Origin of the sequence: Arthrobacter sp. BE255 (assembly GCF_031457335.1) — a bacterium.
GTDB lineage: Bacteria > Actinomycetota > Actinomycetes > Actinomycetales > Micrococcaceae > Arthrobacter.
Map to the genome: position 1 here is coordinate 212,509 of NZ_JAVDWK010000004.1, position 19,907 is coordinate 232,415.

The following is a 19,907-nucleotide window of genomic DNA, read 5'->3' on the forward strand; positions in this document are numbered from 1 at the left end:
ACGCCGGCATTGGCCGGAAAAAGGGGTGTTGTTTCTCACTGCGCGGATCCTTGCACGCGTCGATGGCCGGTCAATAGCGTGGCCACCACTGCCGGACAAACGAAGGACTGCCATGAGAACAGCACCTGTTGCGACGGAAACTTCCCACCCTGACACCAAGGAGGGAGGACCACGGCCCCGCATCCCTGTGCCGGGAGGGCCGGGCCGCCGCCTGGCAGACGCGCTGCGGTATGACCTGCCGGCGTCGCTGGTGGTGTTCCTGGTGGCCGTGCCGCTCTCCCTGGGCATCGCGGCAGCCTCCGGAGCGCCCATCATGGCCGGCCTGATCGCCGCTGCGGTAGGCGGCATCGTGGCCGGAAGCCTGGGCGGCTCGCCGCTCCAGGTCAGCGGACCCGCGGCAGGACTGACGGTAATTGTGGCCGGGCTGGTTGACCAGTTCGGCTGGCCGGCCACGTGCGCCATTACCGCCGCGGCCGGGGTGCTGCAGGCACTGCTCGGCCTCGCCCGGTTTGGCCGCGTTGCCCTGGCCATCGCGCCGGTCGTGGTCCATGCGATGCTGGCCGGCATCGGCATCACCATTGTGCTCCAGCAGTTCCACGTCCTGCTGGGCGCCGGCTCCGCCAGCTCGGCGATCGGCAACATCACCGCCATCCCCGCCAGCCTGGCTGACCTCGAGATTGCCGCTGCAGCGCTTGGCATCACGGTCATCGGAACGTTGCTGGTCTGGAAGCGCCTGCCGGAACCGGTGCGCCGCGTTCCGGGTCCACTGGTGGCAGTCATTATCGCCACGGCACTCTCCCTTCCCTTCGGCGTCGACCGGATCACGTTCAGCGGATCCCTGACAGACTCCCTGGGCCTGCCGCAACTGCCCGCCGGCAACTGGAACGCCGCGGTCATCGGCGCCGTCACCATCGCCCTGATCGCAAGCGTGGAATCCCTCCTTTCGGCAGTAGCCGTGGACAAGATGCACCACGGCCCGCGGACCAACTTCAACCGGGAACTCCTGGGGCAGGGCGCGGCCAACGTGACGTCCGGACTCCTCGGCGGCATGCCGGTGACGGGTGTCATTGTCCGCAGCGCCACCAACCTGGAAGCGGGGGCACGGACCCGTTCCTCTGCCGTCCTGCACGGTGTCTGGGTGCTGGTCTTTTCCCTGCTGCTGGCCGGATTGATCCAGCTGATCCCCGAGTCCGTCCTGGCCGGCCTGCTGATCATCGTCGGCGCCCGGCTGGTGCGCCCCGCGGACATCAGCACGGCGCGGCGTACCGGTGACCTGCTCGTCTACGTGGTGACGCTGTCCATCGTGGTGTTCGCCAACCTGCTCGTGGGCGTGCTGACCGGGCTGCTCCTGGCCATCGCGCTGGTGCTGTGGCGGATAGCGCGGGCGACTGTGACCGCAGCCCCGGATGCGGGAACCGCAGGCGGCTGGCGCGTTGTGATCGACGGCTCGTGCAGCTTCCTGTCGCTGCCCCGGCTCAGCGCCGTACTGGCCACTGTCCCTGCCGGCACGGACGTGACCCTTGAACTGGATGTCGACTACCTGGACCACCCGGTCCACGACGCACTGGACGCCTGGCAGACCCGCCACGTTGCCACTGGCGGTTCCGTCACCGTGGAGGAGCACGGCACCGCCAGCCTGGAGGGTGCCCACGCCGCACCACCCTGCCGTGGGGACGCCCGGTCCGCCCTCCGCGGCGGGTTTGCCCCGTGGCGCAGCTGGCAGCAGCAAGCAACGTCGTCCCCCGCCCCGGAGAGTCCGGACGTTCCTTCCCCGCAGCCCGTACTGGCCGGCGTCGAAAACTACCACCGCCGCACTGCCGACCTGCTCAGGCCGCACGTCGGCGAACTGGCCACCTACCAGGACCCGTCCACGCTGTTCCTGACCTGCGCCGACTCACGCCTGGTGCCGAACCTGATCACCAGCAGCGGCCCGGGAGACCTGTTCACCGTCCGCAACGTGGGCAACGTGGTGGGCAGCCCAGGAACCGACGCAGCCACCGACGCGGCATTGGAGTTTGCCGTGGGCAAACTCTCCGTCGAGTCCCTGGTGGTCTGCGGCCACAGCGGCTGCGGAGCGATGACGGCGCTGCTGGACGGAGGGGACAGCGGGGACCAGGGGCAGGGGCCAATCGACGTGTGGCTGGAACACTCCCGGGCCAGCCTGGCGGCCTTCCGCACCGGCCACCCGGTACAGGGCGCTGCCGCCGCGGCGGGATTCAGCCCCGTGGACCAGCTGGCCATGGTCAACGTGGCGGTCCAGCTGGAGCGGCTGCAGGGCCACCCCTTGGTGGCAGGCGCACTGCAGGCAGGCACGGTCCAGCTCACCGGCCTGTTCTACGACATCCCCACCGCCCGTGTCCTGCAGGTCAGTGCCGACGGCATCGGCCACCTGCACCCGCTCCCGGAGCCCGTGCCAGCCCCGTAGCCTGAGGGCGCAGACGCCGGCACCGCCCGACGCGCAGCTGAAAGGATCGCCGCGCGGTGCCGGTAGAGTTCTAGCAGCAGTAATGGGCCAGGAAAGTTGAGGAGATACGGGTGGCGCACTTCGTGATCATGGGATGCGGCCGGGTGGGAGCAACGCTGGCGCACACGCTCGAGGACGCCGGCCACTCCGTGGCCATCATCGACCAGGACGACCGTGCCTTCCGCCGGCTCCGCCAGGGCTTCACCGGCCGGAAGGTCACCGGCGTCGGGTTTGACCGGGACACCCTGAAGCAGGCCGGAGTCGCCGAGGCGTACGCCTTCGCGGCGGTCTCCAGCGGCGACAACTCCAACATCCTGGCCACCCGCGTTGCCCGTGAGACGTTCCACGTCCCGCACGTCGTGGCCCGGATCTATGACCCCGGCCGCGCGGAGATCTACCAGCGGCTCGGCATTCCCACCGTCGCGGCGGTGCGCTGGAGCGCGGACCAGGTCCTGCGGCGCATCCTTCCCGAACAACATCTGGCCGGGGATTTCCGGGAACCCTCCGGCCGGCTGGTCCTGGCGGAACTGGACCTCGACGCCGGCTGGATCGGGCACCGGATCACCGAGATCGAGAAGGCTGCCGACGTCCGGGTCGCGTACCTCACCCGGTTCGGCGAGGGCATCCTCCCGGAGCCGGGCATGGCCTACCAGGACGGCGATACCGTCCACGCCATGCTGCTGGTGGACCGCAGCCCGCAGGTGGCGCACATTCTGGCCAAAGCACCCGCCAAGGAGTTGTAGTGAAAGTTGTCATCGTGGGCGCCGGCAGTGTAGGCTCGTCGATCGCCAGGGAGCTGCTGGCGCACAAGCACGAAATCCTGCTCATCGACCTCAAGCCTGAGGTCATCGGACGCAGCGGACTCCGCGGCGCGCACTGGCTGGTGGGCGACGCCTGCGAGCTCAGTACCCTGCAGGGCGCGAAGATGGAGGACGCCGACGTCGTCGTTTCGGCCACGGGCGACGACAAGGTCAACCTGGTGGTGTCGCTCCTGGCCAAGACCGAGTTCGGCGTGGGCCGCACGGTGGGCCGGGTCAACAATCCCAAAAACGACTGGATGTTCAACGACTCCTGGGGAGTGGACGTCGCCGTCAACACCCCCCAGCTGATGACCGCCCTCGTGGAGGAAGCGGTGGAGATCGGTGACCTGGTCCGGCTGCTCACCCTGCAGACCGGTGTCTCATCGATCGTGGAGTTCACCGTCCCGCACGATTCGCACGCCATCGGCCTCACCGTGGGCGAGATCCACTGGCCTGAAGACTCCACGCTCGTGGCCATCCTGCGGGACCATGCCCCCATCACGCCCAGCCGGGACGACGTGATCGACGGCGGCGACGAACTGTTTTTTGTCACCACCATCGCGGCTGAAGACGAACTGCGCGCCCTGCTCTCCCCCGAATCAGCCGAGGCTTCCGACGGCGACCACGCCCCCGAGAGCGGCCGGCCGGTGGACGCTCAGGCCCCGGAGGACGACGGCTTCGACGGCTGAGTTCCGGCGTCCGCCGGGACCGGCCGGGTGAGGAGCCAGGCAATCCAGATGCCCAGGATGTACAACGGCGCACCCATGATGAGCCGGGTGGTGGCCAGCGCCGCGAGCCCGTCTGCGCCCATGAGGTAGAGCGGAACCTGCACCACAAGCCGCAGCACGAGGACAGCGACAATGATCCAGGTCCCCAGCCGGTACGCCTTCACGCGGGCAGGGTCCTTGCGCCAGTCCAGGCCCTCGTTCCGGATGAAGCCGAACAGCAGGCCTGCTATGGGCCATTTAACGAAGATGGACACCACCATGGCCAGGATGTAGGCCGCGTTGGTGAAGAATCCGGGAAGGTAGAAGTCCTCTGCCTTCCCTGTTGCATTGGCCAGCCAGGCAGAGATTCCCACCCCAACCACACCGGCCAGGGCCTGCGTCAGGGGCCGCCGCTGCACGAGCCGCACCACGGTGAACACAGCGGCGGAGGCCAAGGCTGCCACCAGTGAAGGGGTCAGGTCGTGGGTAATGGTGAAGGCAACGAGGAAAACAAGTCCGGGGAGGATGCTCTCGGCGATGCCCTGGACACCGCCGGCGCTGCGCAGGACGTCAATCCGCCCGTCGTGGGTACGGTGCAGGCCGGCCTTGGCCGCATAGCCTTCGGCGAGCCCGGCGATCGTCGGCTGCTCCTGGACCGGCTCGGAGGGCTTCTCGGGCTGCTGCGGCGCGGTCATTCGTTCTCCTGGCGGGACAATATTTCGTAGCGTGGGTTGAACATGGTGGGCAGGCCCTGGCTGTGCGTCAGCATGCCCTCAAGCCGGACTTCCGTGCCGGCGTCGATGCCTGGAACGCGGCGCCGGCCCAGCCAGATGACGCGGAGCCGGCCACCCGCCGCCCGGGACCCCGGCCGGGGACCCTCCTGGTCGGTGACAATGGCCGTGAACGCGGCAGTCTGGTCGGCCGGCACGTAGGTGACCGATTCGATGTACCCGTGGCAGGCCACCCTGCCCTTGTCCGGGAGCTCGCTGACGGGCACGCCGGCTCCCCCGTGCGGGGACATGGCACCCTGGGGGGAATCAGCCAATCTGTGTGATCTCCGGGCCCCGCTCGGGTTCCTGCAGCGCAGGGGCACCGGGCGGCGGCGTCATGCTGGCATCCTTGGGCAGGCGCAGCTGGAGCAGGTCACGCGGCGGCATGGGGCTGTCGCCCCGGATCACCACAATCTTGCGGAAAAGCGTTTCCAGCGGACCCGCTGCGTCCCGGTCCATGGCTGCGGCTCCGCCCAGGACGCCGCGCAGGAACCAGCGCGGACCGTCAACCCCGACGAAGCGGGCCACCCGGTAGCCCTGGCTTCCATCCGGCGCACCTGCAGGAAGCTTGGCCACCAGTTCGGTGCCGAACTGGCCCTGGACTTCTTCAACCTGTCCGCCCTGGCTGCCCACGGACTGGCCGATCTGTTCCCGGATCTCGTCCCACAGGCCCTCGGACTTCGGGGCGGCGAACGCCTGGAGCTGCAGGCTGGAGCCGTTCAGGTCCATGGTTACGGCCACCACACGCTGGGTTGCTTCTTCCACCTCGAGCCGGAGCTGCAGTCCCTCGCTGGGTGAGATCAGGAGGGCGCCAAGATCCACGTAGCCGTCACGGCTGGTGATTTCGGAGACATCAAAAGGTCCGGTTGCGCTGCGGCCGGCAGTGTCCGATGACTCGTCCGCGGCCTCCGCCGGTGACGCCGGGGCGTCCGGTTCGTCTGCTTGTTCCTTCTTGGCTTTCCTGCCGAGCCCAAAAACCATGGGTCGTCTCCTTAGTTGTGAATGTGCGCGGCCGGCGGTCCCGCCGTAAACCTGGGTCCCGCCGTAAATCGTCAGTGCCGGACGGCCGCCGCCTGCATTGGCCGTGCCGCGCACCCGGTCCCGCCTCGACAGTGGGTCAGGCCGTGGGAGGGGTAAATCCGCCGGTGGAGCCGAACCCGCCGGCGCCCCGCACGGACCCGTCCAGTTCATCGACGGGGACGAACTGTGCGTACTCCACCCGCTGGATGACCATCTGTGCAATTCTATCGCCGCGCCGCAGTTCGATGTCCTGCCGGGCGTCCGTGTTCAGGAGGGTCACGGAGATTTCGCCGCGGTAGCCTGCGTCAACGGTGCCGGGCGCGTTAACGATCGTCAGCCCGTGCTTCGTGGCCAGGCCGGAGCGGGGGTGGATCAGTGCCACGTAGCCGTCAGGCAGGGAAATCGAAACCCCGGTGGGAACCAGCTTCCGCTCCCCCGGCTGCAGGACCACATCAACACGCGCGCGCAGGTCCGCGCCGGCGTCGCCGGGGTGGGCGTAGGACGGAGCCTCCAGGCCGGCGTCGAGCATTTTCAGCTGTACCTGCAGGGTGGGGGCGCCGAGCGCTGCGTGGGCCTGGGGTTCGGAAGCGGTTTCTACCGTGGCAAGTTCGTCAGTCACAGTCACTCACTCTAACGCCCGCGCCCATGTTCGGCCTAGCGTCGGCGGTTCCGGCCCAAGATGAAATAGGCCCCCAAAGATGGAAAGCTGGGGGCATGCCCGAATCAAGCTCCGCCGTACCGGTTCCCAACAGCCCCTCCGCCACCCCCTCGGTGGTTTTCCGGGAGAAACTCTGGCCAACGCCGTGGGTGTGGATCATTGTGGCCGGGATCGCAGGTGCGGGCATCCTGGTGTTCGCCCCGATCAGCGCGGCGGCCGGCTACACGGCGGCAGCGGTGCTGTTCGCCATCATGGCTGTCCTGCTGGTGCTCTCCACCCCCACCATCACGGTCACAGATGACGCCCTCACGGTGGGCCGGGCAACGATCGAGCGCCGGTTCGTCGGCACTGTGCAGGCTTTCCGCACCAAGGAAGCGACAGCCGAGCGCGGCACCAGGCTCAACGGGCTGGCCTACCTCTGCATCCGGGGCTGGATCGACCCCGTGGTCAGGATCGACATCACCGACCCTTCGGACCGGACCCCATACTGGCTGACGTCCACGCGGCGCCCCGAGGAGCTCACTGCAGCCCTGTCCGCCAAATAGCGGCCCGCTGTCCAGGAGCCGTAATCCCGGTCAGCCTTCGCACTCCCTGCAGTAGAAGCGGCCGTCCTTTTCCCTGGCGATCTGGGAGCGGTGCCGGACCAGGAAACATGAGGAGCAGGTGAACTCGTCGGCCTGCGCCGGGACCACATGGACAAGGAGCTCTTCGCCCGAAAGGTCCGCGCCGGGGAGTTCGTAGCCGGCCGCAAGATCACTCTCGTCCTCCTCCACCACTGCGGTGGGCTTGTCCGAACGCCGGGTCTTCAGTTCCTCAATGGAATCCTCGTTGAGGTCTTCTTCGGACTTCCGCGGCGCATCATAATCGGTGGCCATTTCCTCTAACCTCGCTCCATTTCCGGTGGCCGGGTGTGTCACCTTCATAACGCCGGACACTGTGCGTTTGTGCCCTGCGTGGGGCACATCTTTCCGCAAGCCGGCGGTAAAAGCCAGAGCCCTGGACAGGTCCCGGGCGTGGGTGTCTCCGAAACGCAGCGACCGCCGCCGCGGTCCCAGGCAAAGGCCCGGAAACTCCCGGAATATCGCGGCGCGCCCTATCTCCTAACCCAAAAAGGGACTGCCGGGTGGCAGAGTTTCGATTGATAGTAATGCCAGGGTGGAGGATTTGTATGCAGGATCTACGGCTTGTAGGCGTACACGACGACGGGGAGCATCTCCTGTTGAGCGGTGCCGGCGGCGAGATGTTCCAGCTGCCGATCGATGAAGCGCTGCGGGCGGCCAGCCGGTCTTCGGCGAAGGCCTCGTTCGGCGCGGCCCCCGTTGCCATGTCCCCGCGGGATATCCAGGCGAGGATCCGCAGCGGTGCCACCGCCGCGGATGTCGCAGAGCTTTCCGGGCTGCCCCTTGCCAAGGTCGAACGCTATGAGGGGCCCGTGCTCGCTGAACGTGAGTATGTGGCCCAGCAGGCCCGGAAAATCGAGGTCGCTTCCCCTTCGCCCGGTCACGACGCCTACCGTTCCGCTTTCGGCGACAACCCGGCGTCGCTTGACGACATGGTTTCGCACCGGCTCCGTGCCCACGGCATCGAACCGTCCTCCGTCGAGTGGGACTCCTGGCGGCGTCCCGACGGCAGCTGGACGGTGGCTGCCCGTTTCGAAGCGAAGAAGGACGGCACCGCAGGCATCGGTGAGGAACCGCCGGCTCTGTGGACCTTCAGCCCTGCCCGAAAGTCGCTGCAGAATGCCAACCGCTGGGCGCAGCAGCTCAGCGAGCTCGAACCCCTGGACGGCCTGGTTCCCGCACGGCGTCTGACCGCCGTCTCGGACCGGCCTTTTGATTTTGAGACCGACGCCGAAGCGGCGGCCCGCCACTCCTCCGGCCCGCACACCGGACCGCATGCCCTTCAGCCGGCCGGCAAGGACGCCGACGGACTGCTGGACATGCTCCGTTCACGCCGCGGCCAGCGGCTGGGTGTGGACGAGGACGCCGATGACGCCCTCGCGCTGCTTCTCACGCACGGCGTACCGGCAGCCCATCCAAGGCCGTCCGAGGTCCAGCCCGAGCCGGAGCAGCAGGAGCCCGCTCCCGCCGGTTCCGAGCCCGACGCCCCGGCGGCGCAGGCTGATCCCCTCACCCGCAGGCGTGACGCCAGGCCGTCCATGCTGTCGCGGCTGAGCCTGATTCCTTTGCACAAGGACGACGACGACGATGACGTCCTGAAGCTGCACGACGGCGTGAGCACCGAAACACGGGAAGTCACCATTGTGGCGTCCCCGCCCCGTCCGGCCGGACAGAGCGCTCCCGCCGCCGTTCCGCCGAAGGAGCACACAGGAGCCAGTTTTGGCCTTGAGGAGCTGCTCGGGGGCCGGAATCTGCGGCGCCCCAATGACGAATCCGCTCCGGCCGCCCGTGCCGACCGTGACGCCGACGTGCCGGAACGGCAGCCTTCCAAGCCGAAGCGCTCCAGCATTCCCACGTGGGACGAAATCGTGTTCGGGACCAGGGGCGACTAGCCTCCCGTTCCGCCTGAACCCCGCCACAGGCAGGCGTCCGTCTCGAACGGCAACAGCTGGTCCTGCTGGGCCATGATGTGGGCACCGTGCGCGGTGACCCGCCGCATGTAGTGACGGCGGCACAGGGTTTCGTAGCCCACCACCGGAAGCTGGCCTTCAAGGCCGGCCGCCGCGGGATCGCTGGCCATGTCGACGTCGCCCACCACCACCTGGGCGCCTTCCATGACCATCACGCCGTCCACCGTCCGTGCGTTGTGGGTGGCCCGCCGCCCGCACCAGCACAGCGCCTCCACCTGCAGGACCTGGACCCGGTCGGCGAGTTCGATCAGCCGCTGGGAGCCAGGAAAGAGCCTGGTGCGGAAGTCCGCGGTGATGCCGAACGCAAAAACGTCGACGTCGATCTCGTCCACGAGCCGCGCCAGCTGCTCCACCTGGACGGGCGAATAGAACTGCGCTTCGTCACAGATGAGGTAGTCCACGCGCTGGCCGCGGGTGCGCCGGTCCACCACTTCATCCCAGAAGTCGGTACCGTCCGTGACCTCAACGGCGTCGGTTTCCAGCCCAAGCCGGCTGGAAATCCGGGAGCCGCCCGCCCGGTCGTTCCGGCTGAACCGGATCCCGCCGCGTCCGCGGGCGCGGTGGTTGTAGTCCATCTGCAGGGCCAGCGTGGACTTGCCACAGTCCATGGTCCCGGAGAAAAACACCAGCTCAGCCACGTCCGGCCTTCCGGCCTTCCGCGGAGAAACACAGCAGCGGGACTTCCCGTTCGGCTTTGGTCAGCGAGCCGTGCTGGCCAACTACCTCCATTGCGGTTGGGCGCACCCGCCGCTTGTCGTAAAGTGCCAGGGCGTCCCGTGCGGCGATCATCACGTCGCCGATCCGGGGTCCGACGGCGGGACGCAAGTCTCCGAACAGGCCGCCGGCCACCGCCTGTTCCCGGGTGAACGCCCAGATCCGGTCGCCGAACCGGTTCCGCCAGGCATCCAGCAGCCGGTCCCGTCCGGCGTCGCCGACGGCCTCCTCAAGGTAGAGGTGCACCATCCTGGGCTCGCCCGCGGTGTGCCGCACGCCGTCGATGAGGGCGGGATCAGCCGCGTAGTCGATCCGCTGCGGCGGCGGCACGTCAAGCATGCCGTGGTCCGCGGTGAGCAGCACCGTGGTTCCGGCCGGAAGGGAGGCGTTGAGGCGCTTGATGGTGGCGTCCAGCTCCTCGAGCTGGTGTTCCCATTGCTCCGACTGGCAGCCGTACCGGTGTCCGGCCTTGTCCAGTTCGTTCACGTAGAAGTACATCAGCGCCGGCCCGGCGGCAGCCATGGCTTCGGCGGCGGCGCCCGTGCGGGCATGCGAGGTGGTGCCCGAGATGAAACGGCCGCCACGGAGGGCAGCCTGGGTCATGGGCGAGTTGCCGAACTGCGGCAGGCTGATCGTGCTCACGTCGACGGATGCGGCGGCCCGTTCGAACACCGTGGGGAACGGCTGCCAGATGAGCGGGTCAACGCCGGCGTCCCAGTTGCCGAGCATGTTGACCACCTTGTCCTGGTCCGGGTCCAGGACGTCGTAGCCCACCATTCCGTGCTGGCCAGGTGCCAGCCCGGTCCCGAAGCTGGCGAGGGCCGCTGCAGTGGTGGACGGGAAGGTGGAGTCCAGCCAGACGGGAATGTTTCCCTGCCCGTTGTTCATGACGGACCGCAGGAACGGTGTGTGCGCGGACTTCTGCTTCAGGAGGTTCCGGCCGAGTCCGTCCGCCAGGACGACGCAGACCCGTGACGACGGCGGCAGCCCCAGTGTGTTGGTGAAACCATCCACACCCAGGCTTGAGGCGGCGCTGGTGAGCACGTCCGCGATGGAGCGCTGGCCGAAGGCAGGCGGGTGCGGAAGGGTGGCCGTACCGGCCCGTTCGGCCGGAGATGCTTCGGCCACAGATGCCGGGACTGCGGTTTTTCCGTGGTCCGGCATCAGCGTTGCTGGTGTCCGCGGCTGAGGCGGTTTCCGAAGACGCCGGCGCGCGGGCGGGGCTGCAAGGACTGTGCGCCGTGCAGGACCGGCGACGTGGATCCTGTGTTGACGGCACGCAAAGCACGGGCGAAGAGCTTGGCGTCCTGGACGGCCTGGAGACCGTCGGCTTCCGCGCTGATCCGCAGCACGATGTCCTCCTGGGCGATCGTGCCGCTGTAGCCATGGTCCGCTTCACACTGCGGATCCCCGCAGCTGGCCGGGCCCATGTCCAGCCGCTGGCCGCCGGACCAGGCGATGGCCAGCGTCAGTTCGCGCACGGGGTCGGAGGGCTTGTAGTTCTGCGGCTGGGCGTACATGTAGCTGAGGACCACTGACCGGATCTGCGCCACGGGAACGGACTCGGTGGAGATCTGGGCCACGATCTGTTCGCCGGCTTCATCGAGCTGCTGGTCGTCCACGTGTGTGATGACCAGCATGTCCGAGGTGAGCACCAGGACCGTGATGTGGCGCCGCACCTCTGCCCGGTCAAAGTGCGTCTCAAGGTGGACCAGGTGGGCGACGCAGTCGCGGCCGTCCAGGGCGTCGTCGACGACGTCGGCCACCAGCCGGGGGTAGAAGCCTGCCTTTTGGAGGGCACCGTCAAGGCTCTGGCCCTGCGCGCTGTGGCTGTGTGAGCTGTGGGGTCGGGTGGCCTGGTTGTCATTGCCGGGCGTTTGAGGCGTCGACGTGGGAGGCTGTGAGCTCATTTCCCCATTTTCACAGATCGGCCGGGGACTTGCTAACTGCGGCTACCCCAGCATGGCCCGGCGGGCGCTGTCCGTCCGCTGGGCCGCGTTCCCGATCCGAACGTCCGCGGCGAGGATGGCAACTCCCTGCGGCCCGCAGAGCACGGGGTTGAATTCGACGAGGGCAATCTCGGGATGGTTGTCCTTCATCCAGGCGAGCCGGCCGGCAAGTTCCTCCAGCGCCGCCACGTCCACGGCGGGCAGGCCCTGGTATCCGAAGAGCTTGCGGGCGGCCCGCGGGCTCCGGATGAAGTCCTTGACGTCGGCTGCGGACAATGGCGGCGTGCGGTGGGCCCAGTCGTCTAGCAGGTTGACGGCGTCTCCGGCCAGGCCGAACGAGACGACGGGGCCCAGCAGCGGGTCTTCGATGGCCCGGAAGGTGCAGGCCTGCCCCACCGGGGCCATCGACTGCACCTCCAGCGACGCGGACCCGTAGGATGCCAGCGAGCGCCGCATCTGCACGATGTTGTGGCGCAGCGATTCGGCGTCCTCGATGTCCAGGCGCACACCGCCCAGGTCCAGGCGGTGCCGGAGGGCCGGGTCGGTGGTTTTGAGTGCGACGGGCCATCCCAGCGCCTGGGCCGCGTCGACGGCCTGGTCAGCGGTTTCGAAACCGACGGAGGGCAGGACCATGATCCCGTAGTAACCCAGGAGCGAGGCGGCCGCGGCCTGGTCAAGCTGTTTGAGCTGCTCGCCGTGGACGTCCGCGAGGAGCAGTTCCAGGCTGGCCCGGGCGCCGTCGGGGTCGCATCCGGCAGGCTCCACAAAGTGGCCGTGGTCCCGCGCGACCCATTCGGCGTAACGGACCACGGCTGCGAGCGCCGCCACGGCCGCTCCGGGGTTGGAAAAGCACGGGATGGCCGGCGCCTCGCCCACCATCCCTTCCACGTAGATGGAGGGGTCAAGGATGCCGGCGAAGGCAGCCACCACGGGTTTGCCGGCTTCCGCGGCACATTCGGCCAGGACTCCGGCGATGTTTTCCACGGTGAGGCCCCGCGCCGGGAGCAGGGCGGCCACGACGGCGTGCACGTGCTCGGAGGCCAGGGTGTCCTGGAGGCTGCGCCGGAGCGCCGGCAGCGCGAGCGACATGCCGGCGTCGAGGTCCAGGCCGGTGACCAGCGATCCCACGCCCAGGCCATGGGCCAGGGCACTGTCCGCCACGACTTTTGCCAGGGCCTGCGAGTTGCTGAGGATGGCCAGTTCAGGGCCCGCCGGCAGCGGCTGCCCGGCCACGATCTGGGCCACGTCCATGAGCTGTTCGATGGTCTCGACCCTGATGACCCCTGACTGGCGCATCATGGCATCGAGGGCACCGGCAGGCGCCTGGGTGGTGCGGACGGCATGCCCGGGCGGCAGGCGCAGGCCCATGGACTCGGACTTGGCCACGATCACCGGCTTGGTGCGCGCCAGCCGCCGGGCGAGGCGGGAGAATTTGCGGGGGTTCCCGATCGATTCCAGGTACAGGGCGACCGCGGAGGTGTCGGCGTCGTCCTCCCAGAACTGCATCATGTCGTTTCCGGAGACGTCCGCCCTGTTGCCCGCCGAGAGGAAGGTGGAGAGTCCCATCCGGCGCCGGCTGGACGCGGCGTAGAGGGACACCCCGATGGCGGCGGACTGGCTGAACAGGCCCAGGCCGCCCCGCCGCGGCAGGGTGGGCGCCATGGAAGCGTTCAGGGATACGTCCGGGTGGGTGTTGACGACGCCCAGCGAGGCCGGGCCGATGACGCGCATCCCGTTGGCCCGCGCCTTGCGGACCAGGTCGCGCTGGCGGGCGAGGCCGCGTTCGCCGTCGTCCGCGAAGCCTGCGGAGGCGACCACCACCCCCTTGACGCCGGCGGCGGCGCAGTCGTCCACCACAGTGGAGACTTCCTCATACGGGACCGCGATGACCGCAAGCTGCACAGGACCGGGGACCTCGGTGAGGCGGCCGAACGACAGCATTCCGGCGAGCTCCAACGCCTCGGGGTTGATGGCGTACACGGGCCCGGTGAAGCCGCCTTCGATGATGTGCTCCAGCAGCTGGTAGCCCACGGTCCCCCATTTGCGGCTGGCCCCGATCACGGCAATGGACGACGGCGCCAGCAGGTCCCGCACACTCCTCGCCTCGGCGCGGTGCTCGCGGGACTCCATCACCGCGCGGGATTTGTCCGTGGGACCGATGTTGAATTCGAGGCTGACCACGCCGTCGTCGAAATGGCGTTTGACGTCGTACCCGGCGTCGGAGAAGACCATCAGCATTTTCCGGTTCTCCGGCAGCACCTCGGCGCTGAACCGGCGGATCCCGTGTTCCTGGGCGGCTGCCGCGAGATGTTCGAGCAGGATGGAGCCGATGCCCCTGCCCTGGTGCGCGTCCGCGATGTTGAAGGCGACCTCGGCCTCGGTGGGGTCATCGAGCCGGTCGTAGCGCCCGATCCCGATGATCTCGCCGCCGATGGTGATCACGAACGCCACCCGGTCCTTGTAGTCCACCTCCGTGAATCGCTTGAGCTCCTTGCTGGAGAGCCGGGCCTTGAAGGCGAAGAACCGCATGTAGATGGAGTCCTGTGACTGCCGCATGTGGAAGGCCTGGACGGCGTCGGCGTCGGCGGGGTGGATGGGCCTCAGATGGGCGGTTCCGCCGTCCCGCAGGACGACATCGGCTTCCCAATATTCCGGATATACGCCGTCCCCGGGCTGATCCACCATAGGCTTAGCCTAGCCAAAAACTCCCGCCGCACACCCAGGTGCGGCCAATCAGTGCCAGACCAGTACCCCCAGAAGGATTTACCAGCCCCATGGCCCGCCGCCAAAGCCCAGCCCCCGCAGTGGATTCCAGCCCCTTCACCGAGAACATCGTGGATATCGATGTCACGTCCGAGATGGAGGGCTCCTTCCTGGAGTACGCCTATTCGGTGATCTACTCCCGGGCCCTGCCTGACGCCCGTGACGGCCTCAAGCCGGTGCAGCGCCGGATCCTGTACATGATGAGCGAGATGGGCCTGCGGCCGGACCGCGGCCACGTCAAGAGCGCCCGCGTGGTGGGCGAGGTCATGGGAAAGCTGCACCCCCACGGCGATACGGCCATCTACGACGCCATGGTGCGCATGGCCCAGGACTTTTCGCTGCGCCTGCCACTGATCGACGGGCACGGCAACTTCGGCTCGCTCGACGACGGCCCGGCAGCCCCGCGGTACACGGAGGCCCGGCTCGCGGCGGCGGCGCTGACCCTCACGGACCACCTCGACGAAGACGTGGTGGATTTCGTCCCCAACTACGACAACCAGCTGACCCAGCCGGACGTCCTGCCGGCGGCGTTCCCCAACCTGCTCGTCAACGGTGCCACCGGCATCGCGGTGGGCATGGCCACGAACATGGCCCCGCACAACCTGGTGGAGGTCATCTCCGCCGCGCGGCACCTGATCGCCCACCCGGACGCCACGCTGGATGACCTGATGCGCTTTGTCCCCGGCCCGGACCTGCCTACCGGCGGCCGGATCGTGGGCCTGGACGGCATCCGCGACGCCTACGCCACCGGCCGCGGCTCCTTCAAGACCCGCGCCAAGGTTGAGATCGAACAGCTGTCGGCCCGCCGCACCGGCCTGGTGGTCACCGAACTGCCCTACATGGTGGGGCCGGAAAAGGTGATCGAGAAGATCAAGGACGCCGTCAACGGCAAGAAGCTGACCGGCATCAGCGACATCGTTGACCTGACCGACCGCAAGCACGGGCTGCGCCTGGTCATCGAGCTGAAGAACGGGTTCAACCCCAACGCCGTCCTGCAGCAGCTGTACCGCTACTCCCCGATGGAAGACTCCTTCGGCATCAACAACGTGACACTGGTGGACGGCCAGCCGCAGACCCTGGGCCTCGTGGCGCTGCTCACCGTGTACGTGGGCCACCGCATCGACGTCGTCCGCCGCCGCACTGCGTTCCGGCTCGGCAAGAAGAAAGACCGCCTGCACCTGGTGGAGGGCCTGCTGGTGGCCATCGTGGACATCGACGAGGTCATCCAGATCATCCGCTCCTCCGACGAGGCTGCGGCCGCCCGGGTCCGGCTGATGTCCATCTATGACCTCACCGAGATCCAGGCCAACTACATCCTGGAACTGCGCCTGCGCCAGCTGACCAAGTTCTCCCGGATTGAGCTGGAGAAGGAACAGGATGAGCTGCGCCGCGAGATCGCAGAGCTGGAAGCCATCCTTGGTTCGGAGGAACGGCTCCGGGAGCTGGTCTCCAGTGAACTGGGCGAAATCGCGGAGAAGTATGGCACCCCGCGCCGCACGGTGCTGCTCGAGTCCGAAGCCGTCTCCCCCACCGTGGCCGCTGCCCTCGCCGCGCCCAATGGCAAAGGCAGGGCCGCGCCGCTGGCGCTGGAAATTGCCGATGACCCCTGCTGGGCGATCCTGACGGCGTCCGGGCAGATCGCCCGCACGTCCAACCAGGAGCCACTGGCCGAGTCAGGTCCGCGGTCCAAGCACGACGTCTTTTCGTCAGTCGTCAAGACCTCGGCCCGCGGGGAGATTGCCGCCGTGACGTCGCAGGGACGCATGCTGCGGCTGCAGGTTATGGACATGCCGGTCCTGCCTCCGATGTCCGGTCTGCCGAACCTCGCCGGTGGGGTCCAGGCCAAGGAATTCATCACACTGCTCAAGGGCGAAACGCTGGTGGCGTTTACGCCCCTGGACCAGGTCCTGGCTATCGGCACCGCCCAGGGCGTGGTGAAGCGCGTCCAGCCCGACTACCCCCTGAACCGCGAGGACTGGGAGATCATCGCCCTCAAGGACAAGGACGAGGTGGTGGGTGTGGCCCCGGCCGGTTCGGAAGAATCCGACCTCGTGTTCCTGACCCGCCAGGCCCAGCTGCTCCGTTTCGCTGCCGGGGCTGTCAGGCCGCAGGGCAGGACGGCCGGCGGCATGGCCGGCATCAAGCTGGCCTCCGATGACCAGGTGGTGTTCTTCGGCGCGGTGGCGCCCGGGGACGACGACGCCGTGGTGGTCACCATCGCAGGCACCAACGGGGCCCTCCCCGGGACCGCACCGGGTGCGGCCAAGGTGACGGCCTTCGCCGAATACCCCGCCAAGGGCCGCGCCACGGCAGGGGTCCGGGCGCACCGGTTCCTCAAGGGCGAAGACACCCTGCTCCTGGGCTGGGCCGGACACGGCCCGGCGAAGGCAGCCTCGGCCGCCGGGGTGGCGCGTTCCCTGCCGCAGGAGCACGGCAGGCGTGACGGGTCCGGCATCCCGCTGTCCCAGCCCGTCGATGTGGTGGGTCCTGCCATGGCCTGGCCGGATCCGTCCTAGACTGCTGCCATGCCTATCGTTCCTGATGAAAAAGACTGGACCTGGGTCCTGACCCGGCCCTGCCCGGAGTGCTCCTTTGACGCTTCGACGGCCACCCCGGCCACCGTGGGACGGACAGTCGAGAACATGCTGCCGCGGTGGCGGGCCGTCCTCCGCCGCCCCGACGCGGCCGAGCGGCCCGACGACGAAACGTGGTCTGCGCTGGAGTATGCCTGCCACGTCCGGGACGTGTTCAGCCTGTTCGACCAGCGCCTGAACCTGATGCTCGACGACGACGACGCCCGGTTCGAGAACTGGGACCAGGACCTCACCGCCATTGAGAAGGACTACGCCGGCGCCGACCCGGCCGTGGTCAGCGCCGAACTGACCGCCGAAGGCCAGCAGGTTGCGGAGTCCTTTGCCGGCGTCAGGCAGGCCGAGTGGGGCCGGAAGGGCCTGCGCAGCAACGGCTCCGAGTTCACCGTGCTGACCCTGGCGCAGTACTTCCTGCACGACGTCGTCCACCACCTCCACGACGTGGACGGCTGAGCGGGCTCAGAGCTCCTTGTCCCACGCCATGCTGGTGTTGACCGCCTGATACCCCATTTTGGTGTAGAGGGCCAGCGCGCCCGTGGGGTTTTCCGAATCGACGTCCAGTGAGGCCACATCCATGCCCGCGTCGGTGAAGCGGCGCATGGCGTCCGCAAGCAGCGCCTGGGCGATCCCCCTGCCGCGGTATTCGCGCCGCACGCCGGATGGTTCACCGTGAAATTCCAGGACTCCTCGTCCCGCGGCTCGCTGGCATCTCATTGAAGTAGCGCACCACCGTGTACCCGGCCGACTCCAGCAGCCTGGCCTGGTGGCGGTGCTGCTGTTCGGTGCCGATCCTCAACAACGGCGCCGGCTGCGTGCCGCCGTCGTCAGCGTCTTCCGCGAACCGTTGCCGTGCGCGTTGCTCCAGCCAGTCAAGCAGTGCCCTGCCTATCCCGCGACGCTGCCAATCCGGGTCCACGCAGCCGAAGCCGTGGGCTTTCCCTGCCCCCGGGTTCCTGGAGATCCGCGCGCAGGCCCGGGGAACGCCGTCGTTGTCCAGGCCAAGGATGGTGTTGTCCGCGGGCGGGTTTTTCCGGGATTCCACCTGCTGCTGCAGGTCAGCCTCCCGTTCGTACCAGACGGGATTTTCGACGGCGGCGGTCCGCGCGATCAGCGCGGCCCAGGCCTGTATGTCGGTTGCCGTCGCAGGCCTCCACCGAAGCCCCGGGAAGTCCACCTTGGCATCCTGGTTCATGCAAATAGGCTAACGCAGGCACCTGTTTCAGGAATGCCGCCGCGCAGAGGCGCCGCGACCCTCCCACGCATCCTCTATTTCCAATCTACGCCCGGCACGGGGGCTTGCGGCAAGCCCCCGTGCCGGGCGGATAATCGCCGGACGCCGGAAAGCAGGGAACGGGAGCAGCATATGACTGAGGGTTTGTCGACACATACTAAGCACGAAGTAGTGATCGCTGGAGGAGGTCCCACCGGGCTGATGCTGGCGGCCGAGCTGGCACTGGCGGGGATCGGCGTAGCCATTGTCGAACGGCGCCCCAACCAGGACCTCCCCGGCTCGCGGGCAGGCGGCCTGCACGCGCGCACCATCGAGGTTCTCGACCAGCGTGGAATCGCCGGCCGGTTCCTCGCCGAGGGGCAGGTGGCCCAGGCCGCCGGCTTCGGACCGGCACGCCTGGACCTCAGCGACGTTCCCACCCGGCACAACTACGTGCTCGGGCTGTGGCAAAAACACATCGAGCGGATCCTCGGCGGCTGGGTCGGTGAGCTGCCGGTGACGTTCTATCGGGCACGTGAGGTGACCGGTTTCGTGCAGGACGCCGACGGCGTCGACGTCCTGCTGTCCGACGGCCTGTCGCTGCGGGCGGAGTATCTCGTCGGATGCGACGGCGGCCGCAGCCTGGTCCGGAAAGCGGCAGGCATCGGGTTCCCGGGCTGGGATCCGACAACGAGCAGCCTGCTCGCCCAGGTGGAGATGGCCGAGGAACCGGAACTGGGCATCCGCCGCACTCCTTCGGGCACGCACGCCCTCGGCAAAGTGGAATACGAGATCAAGGACGGCGAGGTCGTGTACATGCCCGGGGGGACGGTTGGGGTCATGCTGACCGAGCCGCACGTGGGCACGGGCGAGCCCACCCTGCGCGATCTCAGCGAGGGCCTCATCGCCGTCTACGGAACGGACTACGGCATCCACAGTCCCACCTGGATCTCCCGGTTCACGGATATGACCCGGCAGGCCGCTGCCTACCGGGACAGGCGGGTCCTGCTGGCCGGCGACGCCGCGCACGTCCATGCCCCGGATGGCGGCCAAGGGCTCAACACAGGCGTACAGGATGCGGTGAACCTGGGCTGGAAGCTGGCCCAGGTGGTCAAGGGGATATCCCCGGACGGCCTGCTGGACAGCTATCATACGGAACGGCACCCGGTCGGTGCCCGCGTGCTGCGCAATTCCATGGCTCAGGTTGCGCTGCGTCGCCCGGACGAGCGCTCGGAGGCCCTGCGGGACACCGTAGCCGAGCTGCTCGGCATGGACGAACCACGCAAGCGCTTCGCCGCGATGATGTCCGGCCTGGACATCCACTACGACCTCGGCGAAGGACACCCGCTGCTTGGCCGCCGCATGCCCGATCTCGACCTCGTCACCGCCGACGGCCCGCTGCGGGTCTTCACCCTGCTGCACACCGCCCGGCCGGTGCTGCTCAACTTCGGAGACCCCGGCAGCTTCGATGCCGTTCCGCGGCCGGACCGGGTCCGACTGGTCGACGCCTCCTGCGCTGGTGCGTGGGAGCTTCCGGCCCTCGGGACGGTCCCTGCTCCCACCGCCGTGCTGATCCGGCCTGACGGCTACGTGGCCTGGGTGGGCGGCCCCGCCCAGCCGGGCCTCGCCGACGCGCTAAGCACCTGGTTCGGACCGCCTGCCGGGCAGTAG

At 68.3% G+C, this 19,907-nt stretch carries 19 protein-coding genes; 8 read left to right on the forward strand and 11 right to left on the reverse strand.

Going from position 1 to position 19,907, the window contains the following annotated elements; all coding sequences use genetic code 11:
- Positions 1-112: 112 nt before the first annotated feature.
- From J2X42_RS09735 to J2X42_RS09745, 3 genes are all read left to right on the forward strand, one after another.
- Positions 113-2,425 (forward strand): bifunctional SulP family inorganic anion transporter/carbonic anhydrase, encoded by a 2,313-nt coding sequence (locus J2X42_RS09735; RefSeq protein WP_310164597.1) that lies wholly within the window; start codon positions 113-115, stop codon positions 2,423-2,425.
- A 110-nt stretch (positions 2,426-2,535) separates the two neighbouring features.
- Positions 2,536-3,207: a TrkA family potassium uptake protein gene (locus tag J2X42_RS09740; RefSeq protein ID WP_310164599.1), complete on the forward strand. Its 672-nt coding sequence runs from the start codon at positions 2,536-2,538 to the stop codon at positions 3,205-3,207.
- On the forward strand, positions 3,207-3,953 hold the full coding sequence (locus J2X42_RS09745) for a TrkA family potassium uptake protein (RefSeq protein WP_310164601.1): 747 nt from the start codon (positions 3,207-3,209) through the stop codon (positions 3,951-3,953). Before J2X42_RS09740 ends, J2X42_RS09745 begins: the two co-directional genes overlap by 1 nt.
- On the opposite strand, the gene J2X42_RS09750 is transcribed toward J2X42_RS09745, so the two are convergent.
- From J2X42_RS09750 to dut, 4 genes are all read right to left on the reverse strand, one after another.
- Entirely contained in the window at positions 3,920-4,666 is a 747-nt protein-coding gene (locus J2X42_RS09750; protein WP_310164603.1) for a DUF3159 domain-containing protein, read from the reverse strand. The two genes, J2X42_RS09745 and J2X42_RS09750, sit on opposite strands and share 34 nt — an antisense overlap.
- Entirely contained in the window at positions 4,663-5,016 is a 354-nt protein-coding gene (locus J2X42_RS09755) for a hypothetical protein (RefSeq protein ID WP_396134057.1), read from the reverse strand. The genes J2X42_RS09750 and J2X42_RS09755 overlap by 4 nt, the downstream gene beginning before the upstream one ends.
- Entirely contained in the window at positions 5,009-5,722 is a 714-nt protein-coding gene (locus J2X42_RS09760; protein ID WP_310164605.1) for a DUF3710 domain-containing protein, read from the reverse strand. Before J2X42_RS09760 ends, J2X42_RS09755 begins: the two co-directional genes overlap by 8 nt.
- Positions 5,723-5,858: 136 nt before the next feature.
- Complete coding sequence (gene dut, locus J2X42_RS09765) at positions 5,859-6,380, reverse strand: dUTP diphosphatase (protein WP_310164607.1); 522 nt, start codon at positions 6,378-6,380, stop codon at positions 5,859-5,861.
- A 95-nt stretch (positions 6,381-6,475) separates the two neighbouring features.
- Here dut and J2X42_RS09770 point away from each other — a divergent pair, with 95 nt between their 5' ends.
- Entirely contained in the window at positions 6,476-6,964 is a 489-nt protein-coding gene (locus J2X42_RS09770) for a DUF3093 domain-containing protein (protein ID WP_310164609.1), read from the forward strand.
- 30 nt (positions 6,965-6,994) lie between these two features.
- On the opposite strand, the gene J2X42_RS09775 is transcribed toward J2X42_RS09770, so the two are convergent.
- Positions 6,995-7,294, reverse strand: a complete 300-nt coding sequence (locus J2X42_RS09775) for a DUF4193 domain-containing protein (protein ID WP_310164611.1) — start codon at positions 7,292-7,294, stop codon at positions 6,995-6,997.
- Between the two features lie 293 nt (positions 7,295-7,587).
- Between J2X42_RS09775 and sepH the strand changes: the two genes are divergently transcribed.
- The gene (sepH, locus tag J2X42_RS09780) at positions 7,588-8,931 is read left to right on the forward strand and encodes a septation protein SepH (RefSeq protein WP_310164613.1); all 1,344 of its coding nucleotides are present in this window, start codon (positions 7,588-7,590) and stop codon (positions 8,929-8,931) included.
- Here sepH and J2X42_RS09785 read toward each other — a convergent pair.
- The 4 genes from J2X42_RS09785 to J2X42_RS09800 are packed head-to-tail and all read right to left on the reverse strand — an operon-like array spanning position 8,928 to position 14,357.
- Positions 8,928-9,647, reverse strand: a complete 720-nt coding sequence (locus J2X42_RS09785) for a thymidine kinase (RefSeq protein ID WP_310164615.1) — start codon at positions 9,645-9,647, stop codon at positions 8,928-8,930. The two genes, sepH and J2X42_RS09785, sit on opposite strands and share 4 nt — an antisense overlap.
- A complete protein-coding gene (locus J2X42_RS09790) occupies positions 9,640-10,887 on the reverse strand; it encodes an alkaline phosphatase family protein (protein WP_310164617.1) in 1,248 nt (415 codons plus the stop codon). The genes J2X42_RS09785 and J2X42_RS09790 overlap by 8 nt, the downstream gene beginning before the upstream one ends.
- On the reverse strand, positions 10,887-11,633 hold the full coding sequence (locus J2X42_RS09795) for a DUF5998 family protein (protein ID WP_310164618.1): 747 nt from the start codon (positions 11,631-11,633) through the stop codon (positions 10,887-10,889). The genes J2X42_RS09790 and J2X42_RS09795 overlap by 1 nt, the downstream gene beginning before the upstream one ends.
- A 42-nt stretch (positions 11,634-11,675) precedes the next feature.
- Complete coding sequence (locus J2X42_RS09800; RefSeq protein WP_310164621.1) at positions 11,676-14,357, reverse strand: GNAT family N-acetyltransferase; 2,682 nt, start codon at positions 14,355-14,357, stop codon at positions 11,676-11,678.
- 89 nt (positions 14,358-14,446) lie between these two features.
- Here J2X42_RS09800 and J2X42_RS09805 point away from each other — a divergent pair, with 89 nt between their 5' ends.
- Positions 14,447-16,951 (forward strand): DNA topoisomerase IV subunit A, encoded by a 2,505-nt coding sequence (locus J2X42_RS09805; protein ID WP_310164623.1) that lies wholly within the window; start codon positions 14,447-14,449, stop codon positions 16,949-16,951.
- Between the two features lie 9 nt (positions 16,952-16,960).
- Positions 16,961-17,479, forward strand: coding sequence for a DinB family protein (locus J2X42_RS09810; RefSeq protein WP_131134259.1), 519 nt, complete (start codon positions 16,961-16,963; stop codon positions 17,477-17,479).
- Between the two features lie 6 nt (positions 17,480-17,485).
- Here J2X42_RS09810 and J2X42_RS09815 read toward each other — a convergent pair whose 3' ends face one another.
- Both J2X42_RS09815 and J2X42_RS09820 read right to left on the reverse strand, forming a co-directional pair.
- Positions 17,486-17,680 (reverse strand): GNAT family N-acetyltransferase, encoded by a 195-nt coding sequence (locus J2X42_RS09815; protein WP_310164626.1) that lies wholly within the window; start codon positions 17,678-17,680, stop codon positions 17,486-17,488.
- Between the two features lie 10 nt (positions 17,681-17,690).
- Positions 17,691-18,218, reverse strand: a complete 528-nt coding sequence (locus J2X42_RS09820; protein WP_310164627.1) for a GNAT family N-acetyltransferase — start codon at positions 18,216-18,218, stop codon at positions 17,691-17,693.
- Between the two features lie 171 nt (positions 18,219-18,389).
- Here J2X42_RS09820 and J2X42_RS09825 point away from each other — a divergent pair, with 171 nt between their 5' ends.
- On the forward strand, positions 18,390-19,907 hold the full coding sequence (locus J2X42_RS09825) for an FAD-dependent monooxygenase (protein ID WP_310164629.1): 1,518 nt from the start codon (positions 18,390-18,392) through the stop codon (positions 19,905-19,907).